This is a genomic window from Rhodoferax sp. (genome assembly GCF_039922535.1).
In the GTDB taxonomy this organism is placed as follows: Bacteria; Pseudomonadota; Gammaproteobacteria; order Burkholderiales; family Burkholderiaceae_C; genus Rhodoferax_B.
In genome coordinates, this window is sequence record NZ_JBDTEM010000424.1 from 1 (window position 1) to 11038 (window position 11038).

Here is an 11038-nt window from a genome sequence, read left to right on the forward strand (position 1 = left end):
GTATTGGCCACCGGGCCCAGGATGCCCGCGTTGTTGACCAGGGTGTCGATATGGCCGAAGCGCTGGGCGGTGGCCAAGGCCGCGTCTTGTACCGATGCTTCGCTGGTCACATCGACTTGCCGGACCATGAGCCTGTCGCCCAGTCGGTCGGCCAGGGCTTGGGCTCCTGCTGTGTTGGCATCCCACAAGGCCACGCTGGCACCTGCGCCCCACAGGCGCTCGGCCATGGCCAGGCCCAGCCCGCCGCTGCCGCCTGTGATGATGGCGACACGGCCTTTGAAATCATAGGCAAGCGCTGTAGCCATGGTTTATTTGCCCACCAGTTGGTTGGTGTAGAAAGCGGTGGCGGGCAGGTCGGTCTTCAGTTCTTGGTAGTCCTGCGCCATTTTCAGGGTGCGGGCCCAGTCGTCGGGGTTCATCCAGCCGATGGGTTGGGCCTCGCCCCCGGCGGCGCGTTGCAGGCCCAGGCCGGCTTTGAGCTGCTTCAGGGCCAGGTCTTTGTCCAGGTCGGGCTTGATTTTGGCGATGGCGGCGATGGCTTCTTCGGGGTTCTTGGCGGCGTAGGCAATCGACTTTTGCGTGGCGCGGATGAACTTTTGCACCAGGGCCGGGTTGGACTTGATGGTGTCGGTATGCGCTACGGCGACCAGCCCCAGGGTGTTGGCACCGATATCGGCATAGCCCAGGGTGGTCACCGGCAGGCCGCGCTGGGCCAGGATCAGCGATTGGTTCTCTAGCCCGCCCAGCATGGCATCGACCTTTTTCTCCAGCATGGCGACCAGCTTGCCGCTGCCGTCCACGCGCACAAACTTCACCTTGGAGATGTCGATTGCGTTGGCGCTGGCAATCGACGGGAAGATGGTGAGCGCGGCTTCACCGGTGGTGGCAGCAATGGTTTTGCCTTCCAGATCCTTCACCGATTTAATGCCTGCATCGGCGCGGGCAATCACGGCGAAGGGGGTTTTGTTCATGATGCCCATCACCGCCTGCACCGGCGCGCCCTTGCTGGCGCCGCCAATCACGCTGCCGCCATCGCTCAGGCCAAAGGTGTCGGATTTGCTGCCCACGATCTGGATCGCCCGGCCCGAACCCTGGCCTTCGCCAATCGTCAGGTCAATGCCTTCTTCTTTGTAAAAGCCCTTGTCCACACCGAGCTGAAAGAATGAGTGGAAGCCATACAGCAGCCAGTTCAGCCGCAGTGAGGCTTTTTCTTGCGCCATGGCTTGGGCGCTGAGGCACAGGGCGATGGCCAGGGCGGCCGTTTTAAAGATCAATTTCATAGGTGTCTCCGGTGGGTTTTTTGGGAAGGGAACGGGGGATCAATGGGCACTGCCAGCGGCGGAAATGCCTTGCGGCTCGCGGCGGGAGATGTGCCAGGGGATGGCGATCATCTCTACCAGTTCCACGATGCCGTACAGCGCCAGGCCCAGCACGCTGAGCACGATGATGGTGGCGAAGGTCATGGTGGTGTCGAGCGAGCCGTTGTACTCCAGCAGCAAAAAGCCCAGGCCTTTGTCAGAAGCCACAAATTCGGCCACCACGGCCGCCGTGGACGACAGGGCGGCTGCCACCTTGAAGCCGGTGAACATGGTGGGTAGCGCGTGCGGAATCTGGATCTTGAAGAAGGTGCGCAAGCGCGAGGCTCCGGTGGATTTGGCCAGGTCCATGATGTCGGCGTCCACCGAGCGGAAGGCGGTGATGGCCGACACCACGACCGGGAAAAACGACAGCAAAAACACCAGCAGCACCTTGGGCATCAGCCCAAAACCGAACCAGATGATGAACAGCGGTGCCACCGCGATCTTGGGGATGATCTGGAAGAACACCAGCAGCGGGTACAGCGTGCGTTCCAGGGTGCGCGAGAAGGCAATGCCCAGCGCAATCAGCACCCCCAGCACCACCGCTGAGGCGTAGCCCAGCAGCATGGGCTGCAAGGTGTACAGGCTGGCCTCGGCCAGGCGTGGGAACTTGGCGACCAGGCTGACTAGGATCAGGCTGGGCGCGGGCAGGATGTACGGCTTGATGCCCGTCACCATGCAGAAGATCTGCCAGGCCAGCAAGAAGCCACCAAAAGTCAGCGCCAGGCGCACGGCCTGTTGGTAGCGCCCAAACATTCGCAAATGCATGTTGTCTCCGTCTCTTTTGTAGATGGGCAGCGGCTGCCACCCGGGTTTTATTTCCGCCGTTATGTTTGACAGCGGCTTGGGTTTTTGTTAATGTAACTACATTCCACTAAAAATACAATTCCAAAAATGAGACTCGTCAAAGGTTTACTCGACCGCTGCCTGGAAGCGCTGGAGCTGCTGGCCAGCCAGCCCGAATGGATGCGTTTGTCCGACATCGCGCTGCGCCTGGATTTGCAAAACGGCCCGGCGCACCGCCTGCTGGCCAACCTGGTAGAGCAGGGCTGGGTAGAACAAGAGCCGGTGACCGAGCGCTACCGGCTCACGCTGAAACTGTCGTTGCTGGGCCAGCAGTACCTGTATGGCACGGGTTTGCCGGGCCTGGTGCAGCCGGTGCTGGACGCGGTGGCCAAGCAATGCAAGGAACTGGTGCGGCTGACCGTGGTGGATGGCGAGCGCTTGCGCTGGTTTGCCTCGTCCCAGGGTGCAACGCCGGGGCTGATGTACCAGCCGTCCATGACCGGCGCGATCATTCTGCACGCCACGGCCAACGGCAAAGCCTGGCTGGCCAGCCAGAGCGACGAGCAGGCCTTGCACTGCGCCATGCGCGGCGGTTTTGCCCAGGACAAGGCGGTGGTGCCGGTGGCCGGACCGCGGGCGCTGCGCACCGTGGCCGCTTTGCTGGAAGAGCTGCAGGCCACCCGCCAGCGCAACTTTGGCCTGGCGGTGGAAGAGGCCGAGCCAGGGGTGAGCGCGCTGGCCGTGGTGGTGCGCAATGCCAGCGACCAGGTCGTGGGCACCATGAGCATCGCCGGGCCGTGCATGCGCCTGACCGCTGACCGCTACGCCGATTGCCACGCCCAGTTGGTGCAGGCCGCCAGCACATTGAAGATGGTCTGGCCGCGCAGCGAACCACTGCCCGCCTGAGTCAAAAATTTAACAACAAGGAGACAAGCATGCTGGGAATCGATATCCAGGGGGTTACCAAGCGCTACCAGCGCGGTGGCAAGGAAACCACGGCGCTGCAAAGCATCGACCTGCAGGTGGAACAGGGCGAATTCATCGCCGTGGTGGGCCCCTCGGGCTGCGGTAAATCCACGCTGATGCGGCTGGTGGCCGGGTTGCACGGTGTCAGCAGCGGCAGCATTGCGGTGAATGGCAAGCCGGTGAATGGGCCGGTCAGCGATGTCGGCATCGTCTTCCAAAGCCCGGTGCTGCTGGAGTGGCGCAACACGCTGGACAACGTGCTGTTCCAGGCCGATATGCGCGGCTACAACGTAGCCGACTACAAAGAGCGCGCCATGCAGTTGCTGCACCAGGTGGGTTTGCAGGATTTTGCCGACCGCTACCCGCACGAGCTGTCGGGCGGCATGCGCCAGCGCGCCTCGATTGCCCGGGCTTTGCTGCACAACCCGCCGCTGCTGTTAATGGACGAGCCCTTTGGCGCGCTGGATGCCTTGACCCGTGAACAGGTGCGCTTGGACCTGGAAAAGCTCTGGATCAGCACCAAGAAGACCGTGCTCTTCATCACCCACAGCGTAGACGAGGCTGTGCTGCTGGCCGACCGCGTGCTGGTGATGTCGGCCCGCCCCGGCAAGATCGACCGGGAGCTGAAAATCGACCTGCCGCGCCTGCGGGGCCTGGAAGCCCGGCGCGACCAGCGCTTCTTTGATGCCTGCGACGAGATCAACGAAATCTTTTTCAGCAAGGGCGTGCTGTCGCGCGAGGTGGTGGCCGAGGTCAAAGCGCAGGCAGCATGAGCTCAGAATTTAAAGAAAATCGGGCTCTGGCGCAGGCGGCATCTGCGCAAGCAGCTACGGAACTAATAGCAAGACGGCGTGCGGGCCGGGTGGGTGCACGCCTGCCCGAGGCCTGCCGCCCCGCCGATACCGAGCAGGGCTGGCAGATCCAGCAGCTGGTCACCCTGGGCTTGAACCATGCGGTGGCGGGCTGGAAATGCGCGCTGCCCACGGCAGGCAAGCTGGTCGCTGCGCCCATCTACGCCGATGCGGTCCATCGTGCCCCACGGGTGCCACTAGCAACGACCACCCCCGTCCGTTTCGAGCCTGAAATCGGCTACCTGATGGCCCACGACCTGCCGCCGCGTGCCGAGCCGTACCGCCCACACGAAGTGGATGCTGCCGTGGGCCACGCCTGCTGCGCGCTGGAAGTCATCGCCAGCCGCTACGCCCTGGATGCCGAGGTGCCGTTTGCCGAGCAGTTGGCCGATGGTTTGCTCAATTCCGGCGTGGTGCTGGGGCCGGTGGTAGACGACCGCGATTGGCAGAATTTTGATCTGGCGGTAGAGGTGGACGGCGCGGTGCAAAGCTATCCCGCCCGTCACCCCGATGCCCATCCCCGTGCCGGTTTGTACTGGCTGGCCAATTTTTTGGGCCAGCGCGGGCTAGGGCTGCAGGCCGGGCAGGTGGTGATCACCGGCTCCTTGGCCGGGGTGCTGACCTGGCCTGCGGCCCGCCAGATTGCCCTGCGCTACGGCGACTTGGCCGCATTTGATTTTTCGTTCCATTACCCCGAACTTGCGCAAAGCCCGCCAGGCTCTGCGTAAGTTCTATTGCTTTTAATGAAGGAGACACCATGCGATTAGTCCGTTATGGCGCACACGGCGCTGAAAAACCCGGTTTGCTCGATGCCCAGGGCGGTATCCGCGACCTGTCCGGTGTGGTGCCGGACATTGCCGGTCCCATGCTCAACCCGGCCAGCCTGGAGCGGCTGCGCGCTATCGACCCGCAGTCCCTGCCTCTGGTGCCCGCCGACGTGCGATTAGGGGCCTGCGTGGGCGATGTGCGCAACGTGGTCTGCATCGGCCTGAACTATTCCGACCACGCGGCCGAAACCAACACCCCCATCCCCAGCCAGCCCATCGTGTTCAACAAGCACACCAGCAGCCTTAGCGGCCCGTTTGATGACGTGCTGCGCGCACCCGGCTCGGTGAAGATGGACTGGGAGGTGGAGCTGGGCATCGTCATCGGCCAGCCGACCTGGAACGTCAGCCAGGCCGATGCGTTGAACTATGTGGCGGGCTATTGCCTGGTCAACGACATGTCCGAACGCGCTTACCAGATCGAGTTCGAAGGCCAGTGGACCAAAGGCAAAAGCTATCCCACGCATTGCCCCATCGGCCCCTGGCTGCTGACCCGCGATGAGGTGCCAGATGTGCAGAACCTGGGCATGTGGCTGGACGTGAACGGCCAGCGCCGCCAGACCGGCAATACTCGCACCATGATTTTTGGCGTGGACGTGATCGTCAGCTACCTGAGCCGCTTCATGGCCCTGCTGCCGGGCGACGTGATTCCTACCGGCACGCCGCCCGGTGTGGGCCTGGGCCAGAAGCCACCGGTGTTTTTGGACAACGGCGATGTGATGACCCTGGGCATCGACGGCTTGGGCGAGCAACGCCAGGTGATCGTGCCTTTTTCGGATGCCGTGGGCGAAGCCTGGGCCGCACGCGTTCGCCGAGGTGCCGCGTGAGCCTGGGCGGGCTGGGTGTGGTTGCCATCTGGCACGACCTGCTGCCCGAAGCCAAGGCCAATTTTTACGAGTGGCATAACCGCGAGCACATGCCCGAGCGCGCGGGCATTCCCGGCTTTTTGCGGGGCCGCCGCTACATTGCACTGCAAGGCGGGCCGGAATACTTCAACCTGTACGAGGCGCAAAGCCCCGAGGTGGTGGGCGGCCAGGACTACCTGAACCGGCTGAACAGCCCCACGCCCTGGACCCAAACCTCGGTGCAGGCTTTTCGCAACGTCTCGCGCTCCATCTGCCGGGTCGATTACACCGGTGGCGTGGGCCAGGGCGGCGTGATGGCCACGCTGCGCTTTGACGTGCCAGAAGCAGGGCGCACCGCTGTGGCCCAGCAACTGCGCCAGCAGATATTGCCGGTGCTGTGCGATGCCCCGGGCATTGTGGGGGCGCATCTGTGTCTGGCCGACGTGGCAGGCAGCCAGGTGCCAACCGCCGAGAAAAAAGCCCGCGCCGACACCACCTTGGTGCCCACCTGGGTGGTGCTGGTGGAGGGTGTGAACGCTGCTGCGCTGGGTCTGGTGCTGCCAGGTTTGCAGGCGGCGTTAGTGCAGGCCGGTGCGGGGGACGTGGCGGCATCGGTGTACCAACTGGAGTACACGCGCTGCAAAACACCTTGGTCTGCAGGCTGAGCTAGGCCTTGCCTGCCAGGTGGTCCAGATCCGGTCGTTCTGCCGGGTCGATGTGGGTCATCAGGTTCAGCACCGCGTGCTGCTGCAACACCCGGCGGCGCGCTTCCACGGCGATGGCGTGACCGGCCTCCACCGTGATCTCGGCGGCCACCACAATGTGCGCGTCGGCCACCAGCATGTCGCCCATGCGCCGGGTTTTCAGGTCGTGCACGCCCAGAACCCCGGGGGTGTCGGCGATGGTGCGCTGGATGGCCTCCACCTGTTGGGTGTCGGCACCGCGGTCCATCAGGTCGTTCAGGGCATCCCAGCCAAACGACCAGCCCATCTTGCCCACCATAAAGCCCACGATCAGCGCCGCGATAGGGTCTAGCAGCGGGTAGCCCAGCAGATTGCCACCGATACCGCAGGCCACCACCAGGGACGACGCCGCGTCCGAGCGCGCATGCCAGGCGTTGGCCACCAGCATGCCCGATTTGACCGCCGTGGCCACCCGCAGCATGTAGCGAAACAGGCACTCCTTGGCCACCAGTGCGGCCAGTGCCACCCACAGGGCCGACAGGTGCACGCTGGGGATCAGCGCGGGCTGCTCCAGCTTGAGCACCGCCGTCCACACCATGCCCAGGCCCACCGCTAGCAGCAGCAAACCCAGCACCAGCGAGGCCCCGGTTTCAAAGCGCTGGTGGCCGTAAGGGTGCTCGGTATCGGCATCTTTGCGGCTGTGGTGGTTGGCCAGCAACACGGCAAAGTCGGCCACCAGGTCGGACAGGGAATGCACGCCGTCAGCAATCAGGCCCTGCGATTTGGCAAAGATACCCACCAGGATCTGCACCGTGCTCAGGGCGATGTTGACGGTCACGCTGATCCAGGTACTTTTGGACGCGGCTGCGGCTTTCAGGGCCATTTGCTGGGCGCTGTCGTGTTCGTCTTGGTCTGGAAATAGGTTCAGCATGCGTGCTCCGAATTGTGTAGCTGTACTACAAGCCTACACCAGCGCCAACACCCATTAAGGTCAAGATGCCCATGAGCAGGAAAATACCGGCGGCAATGCGGTGCACGATCTTGGTTGGCATGCGTTCGGCAATCTTGTTGCCCAGCAGCACGGCGGGCACGTTGGCCAACATCATGCCCAATGTGGTGCCGGACACCACCGCCGCAAAGTTGTGGTACTTGGCCGCCAGGGCGATGGTGGCAAACTGGGTTTTGTCGCCCATTTCGGCTAGAAAGAAGGCAATCAAGGTGGTGCCAAACACGCCAAAGCGTGCCAGTTTCGCATCTTCTTCTTCAAATTTGTCGGGCACCAGTGTCCAACCTGCCATGCCGATGAACGAAATGCCCAGTACCCAGCGCAGTGTTTCGGGCCCGACCAGAGAGGTCACCCAGGAGCCGACGGCACCGGCAAAGGCGTGGTTGGCGATGGTAGAGACGAAGATGGCCGCGATGATGGGCCAGGGCTTTTTGAATTTGGCCGCCAGAATGAAGGCCAGGAGCTGGGTTTTGTCGCCGATTTCTGCCAGAGCGACGACGCCTGTGGAGATGAGAAATGCTTCCATGGGGTTTTGTTTCCTTAGCCGGACTAAGACGAATGACCACATCCCCTCCCGGCCAAACCGAGGTGACATGGTCAAAGGTCTTGCTAAGAAGCTGCTTAAAACGATGTTTAAACACCAACCGCTTGCACCATAGCCGAACGGCTAAGTATGTTGACGCAAGCCCCACATAAGCGTGGGCGGCTACTCCCCAATGAACTTTGCGATTTTACCCGACCGACCAGGGTAAATGCTTAGACCGTAACCCAATCGCAGCCAAAAGCCGCCTGCGCTACTCCCAGTGTGACATCGGCGCAACCTTCGGCTCCGGCCAGTGCCGCCAACGCCAGCTCGGGCCGGTTGTTTTGTTCGCTCAAATGCGCGGCCATGATGCGGCGCAGACCGCCTACGGCCAGGGCCTGGGCAATGTCGGCGGCAGCGTGGTTGGCCAGGTGGCCGTACATGCCGCCCACGCGCTGTTTCAAAAACGGCGGGTAGCGCGATGCGGCCAGCAGGTCGGGGTCGTGGTTGCATTCCAGCAGCAGGGCTTGGCAGCCCATCAATTGCGCCAGCACATGCGGCGTGGCGTGGCCCAGGTCGGTCAGGATGCCCAGGGTGGTATCGCCCTGGCTGCAGCGCAACTGCAGGGGTTCACGCGCATCGTGCGGCACGGTAAAGGGCGTGAGCTGCAGGTTGCCCAGGTCGATGGTTTCGGTGTCGCGGGCGATGCGCAGCAGGCCGTCCAGGTCTGGCAGATCGGGGTGGCGGGATTGGGTAATGGCGGCATGGGTGCCGTGGCTCATCCATACCGGGATGCGGTGGCGCACGGCCCACTGCGGCGCGCATCCGACATGGTCGCCGTGCTCGTGGGTGATGAAGATCGCGTCGATTTGCCCAGCCTGCAGTCCCGCCAGCGCCAGCCTCTGGTCGAGCTGCTTTTGGCCAAAGCCGCAATCCACCAGCAGGCGGGTGGTGTGGCCCCCGCGGCAGGCTTCGACAATGGTGCCGTTGCCCGCGCTGCCGCTGCCCAGGCTCTTGAATCTAAGAGTGCTTATTTCAAATCGTCCGCAATGATTTGGATGATCTTTTTGGCGTTGTCCGACACTTCCGGTACGCCTGCGGCGTTCAGCACCGAGACGGTAGTGGTCGTGCCTTCGGTGACCACGGCAATGCGGTACTGCAGCGGTGGCGTGCTGCTTTCTTTACTGAACAGCTTGGTGAAGAAGCCGGGCTGGGTCTTGGTGGCGTTCGGGGCTACGTAGCGCACAAAGTAGGTGCCTTTGCTGCGGTCGCGGTCTTCCACAGTGAAGCCGGTGCGGTCCAAGGTCAGGCCGACGCGGCGCCAGGCACGGTCAAAACCGTCGTCCAGTTGCACCACCGGCTGGTTGTTGACCGTGGCGATGCGGGCATTGGCCTTGGCGGCTTCGGGCTCCAGCGCGGTTTTGACCTGATCGTCATTGGCACCCAGCTTGAGCATCAGGCGGCGCAAGAATTCGACTTCCAGCTCGGGGTCGGTGGGGCGGGGCTGCCAGATGGTTTGGTCTTTGGCCTGGCTGGTGTAGACCTCGACCATGCCGCGGTGGCTGATGTAGATCTCGGTGCCGCCGGTGGCGGTACGCTCCAGGCGGGTACGGTATTTGTCACGTTCTCCGGTGGAGTAGAGCGTGTCAAACACTTTGCCCAAGGTGCTGCGGATGATGTCCTGCGGCAGCTTGGCGCGGTTTTCGGCCCAGTCGGTTTCCATGATACCCAGGCCAGGGTTGTCTTCGGTCAGCAAGAAGCCGTTTTGCTGCCAGAAGTCGCGCACTGGCCCCCACAGCTTGTCTGCCGGACGGTTGATGACCAGCCAGCGCTGCGATCCGGCGCGTTCAATGCGGATGTCGCCCAGCGAGGTGGCGGCAGTGGGGGCTGCAGCAGCCACCTGGCCAACTTTGTAGTTGCTGGCGGTGACGGCAGCGCCGGGCACCACGTACTTGGAGTCACGGGTCAGTTGCGACAGGTCAGGCGGCACGTCCAATGCCGGGCCTACCGTGCCCGCGCTTTTGTAGTCTATCTTTTCGCTTTGCAGCACCGTGCAGGCACCCAAGGCCAATGCCAGTCCCAACACCCCAATTTTTAATCCAGCGGTCAATCCAGTGTGTGCAATATGGTTCACGTATCGTTCCTAAAAGGGTTTACAGCAAGCCGCCGCTGCGCAGCGCGTCTTTGACGGTGGAGTGGAAAGAGGCCGACAAGGGGGTCATAGGCAGGCGCAGGGTGGGTCCGCACAGGCCCAGCTCGGCCATGGCCCATTTCACGGGAATCGGGTTGGCTTCGACAAACAGGTGTTTGTGCACGGGCATGAGCTGGCGCTGGATCTCCATGGCACGTCGGGCATTTCCTGCCATGGCGGCCACGCAGAGCTCGTGCATCAAACGTGGGGCTACGTTGGCGGTCACACTGATGTTGCCCTGGCCGCCGCACAGCATCAAGGCTACGGCGGTTGGGTCGTCGCCTGAGTACACAGCAAAGCCCTGGGGCACGTCACGGATCAGCCACTGCGCGCGTTCGATGTTGCCGGTGGCTTCCTTGATGCCGACGATGCCCGGCACCTGGGCCAGGCGCAGCACGGTGTCGTGCAGCATATCGGCGACCGAGCGGCCGGGTACGTTGTACAGCACCATCGGCAAATCCACCGCTTCGGCAATGGCCTTGAAGTGCTGGTACTGGCCTTCTTGGGTGGGTTTGTTGTAGTAGGGCACAACCTGCAAATGGCAGTCGGCACCGACCTTTTTGGCGAAGCGGGTGAGTTCGATGGCTTCTGCGGTGGAGTTCGCGCCGCAGCCGGCCATGATGGGCACGCGGCCTCGGGCCTGTTCCACCGAGACGCGGATGATCTCCAGGTGTTCTTCCACGTTGACGGTGGGCGATTCGCCGGTGGTGCCGACCACGCCAATGCAGTCCGTCCCCTCCGCAATATGCCAGTCGATCAGTGTGCGCAGGGTGGGGTAGTCCACGCTGCCGTCTTCAAGCATCGGGGTCACCAGTGCCACGATGCTGCCAGTAATGGGTGTCATGTCCGCAGTCTCAAACGGGAAAATCGACATTCTAACGAGGGCGTGTAACGCGATTTTGGCGCTGGAAAAAGCGATTTGCTATTGCTTTAGTAGCTACCCGCGCAGGTGCGCTATGCGCTAGAGGCCAATTTTGTTCAAAAACAGGCCCAGAGCTGGTCGGC

The 11038-nt window shown here is 62.8% G+C and carries 13 protein-coding genes and 1 riboswitch; of the genes, 5 read left to right on the forward strand and 8 right to left on the reverse strand.

Translation table 11 applies throughout. From position 1 onward, the window contains the following. From ABI213_RS20130 to ABI213_RS20140, 3 genes are all read right to left on the reverse strand, one after another. Positions 1-305, reverse strand: a 305-nt coding sequence (locus tag ABI213_RS20130) for an SDR family NAD(P)-dependent oxidoreductase (protein WP_348028420.1), incomplete at its 3' end; no start/stop codon positions are given. A gap of 3 nt (positions 306-308) precedes the next feature. Beyond that, a complete protein-coding gene (locus ABI213_RS20135; protein ID WP_348007839.1) occupies positions 309-1280 on the reverse strand; it encodes an ABC transporter substrate-binding protein in 972 nt (323 codons plus the stop codon). A gap of 39 nt (positions 1281-1319) precedes the next feature. Further along, the gene (locus tag ABI213_RS20140) at positions 1320-2126 is read right to left on the reverse strand and encodes an ABC transporter permease (protein ID WP_348007840.1); all 807 of its coding nucleotides are present in this window, start codon (positions 2124-2126) and stop codon (positions 1320-1322) included. A gap of 126 nt (positions 2127-2252) precedes the next feature. Between ABI213_RS20140 and ABI213_RS20145 the strand changes: the two genes are divergently transcribed. The 5 genes from ABI213_RS20145 to ABI213_RS20165 are packed head-to-tail and all read left to right on the forward strand — an operon-like array spanning position 2253 to position 6295. Then, a complete protein-coding gene (locus tag ABI213_RS20145; RefSeq protein WP_348007841.1) occupies positions 2253-3050 on the forward strand; it encodes an IclR family transcriptional regulator in 798 nt (265 codons plus the stop codon). A 29-nt stretch (positions 3051-3079) separates the two neighbouring features. Further along, positions 3080-3883 carry an ABC transporter ATP-binding protein gene (locus ABI213_RS20150; protein WP_348007842.1) on the forward strand — a complete coding sequence of 268 codons (804 nt, stop codon included), beginning with the start codon at positions 3080-3082 and terminating at the stop codon, positions 3881-3883. Continuing rightward, on the forward strand, positions 3880-4689 hold the full coding sequence (locus tag ABI213_RS20155; protein ID WP_348007843.1) for a fumarylacetoacetate hydrolase family protein: 810 nt from the start codon (positions 3880-3882) through the stop codon (positions 4687-4689). The genes ABI213_RS20150 and ABI213_RS20155 overlap by 4 nt, the downstream gene beginning before the upstream one ends. Before the next feature lie 29 nt (positions 4690-4718). Further along, entirely contained in the window at positions 4719-5612 is an 894-nt protein-coding gene (locus ABI213_RS20160; protein WP_348007844.1) for a fumarylacetoacetate hydrolase family protein, read from the forward strand. Beyond that, the gene (locus ABI213_RS20165; RefSeq protein WP_348007845.1) at positions 5609-6295 is read left to right on the forward strand and encodes a hypothetical protein; all 687 of its coding nucleotides are present in this window, start codon (positions 5609-5611) and stop codon (positions 6293-6295) included. Before ABI213_RS20160 ends, ABI213_RS20165 begins: the two co-directional genes overlap by 4 nt. Before the next feature lies 1 nt (position 6296). Here the strand turns inward: ABI213_RS20165 and ABI213_RS20170 are convergent, their stop codons facing one another. The 5 genes from ABI213_RS20170 to dapA all read right to left on the reverse strand — a co-directional run bounded on the left by ABI213_RS20170 (position 6297) and on the right by dapA (position 10877). After that, positions 6297-7244: a cation diffusion facilitator family transporter gene (locus ABI213_RS20170; protein ID WP_348007846.1), complete on the reverse strand. Its 948-nt coding sequence runs from the start codon at positions 7242-7244 to the stop codon at positions 6297-6299. Positions 7245-7269: 25 nt separating this feature from the next. Beyond that, positions 7270-7845 carry a TMEM165/GDT1 family protein gene (locus ABI213_RS20175; RefSeq protein WP_348007847.1) on the reverse strand — a complete coding sequence of 192 codons (576 nt, stop codon included), beginning with the start codon at positions 7843-7845 and terminating at the stop codon, positions 7270-7272. Between the two features lie 16 nt (positions 7846-7861). Next, positions 7862-8046: riboswitch (yybP-ykoY riboswitch) on the reverse strand. 29 nt (positions 8047-8075) lie between these two features. Further along, complete coding sequence (locus ABI213_RS20180; protein WP_348007848.1) at positions 8076-8876, reverse strand: MBL fold metallo-hydrolase; 801 nt, start codon at positions 8874-8876, stop codon at positions 8076-8078. Beyond that, entirely contained in the window at positions 8873-9952 is a 1080-nt protein-coding gene (bamC, locus tag ABI213_RS20185; RefSeq protein WP_348007849.1) for an outer membrane protein assembly factor BamC, read from the reverse strand. The genes ABI213_RS20180 and bamC overlap by 4 nt, the downstream gene beginning before the upstream one ends. A 43-nt stretch (positions 9953-9995) precedes the next feature. Next, positions 9996-10877: a 4-hydroxy-tetrahydrodipicolinate synthase gene (gene dapA, locus ABI213_RS20190; RefSeq protein ID WP_348006741.1), complete on the reverse strand. Its 882-nt coding sequence runs from the start codon at positions 10875-10877 to the stop codon at positions 9996-9998. Between the last annotated feature and the right edge of the window lie 161 nt (positions 10878-11038).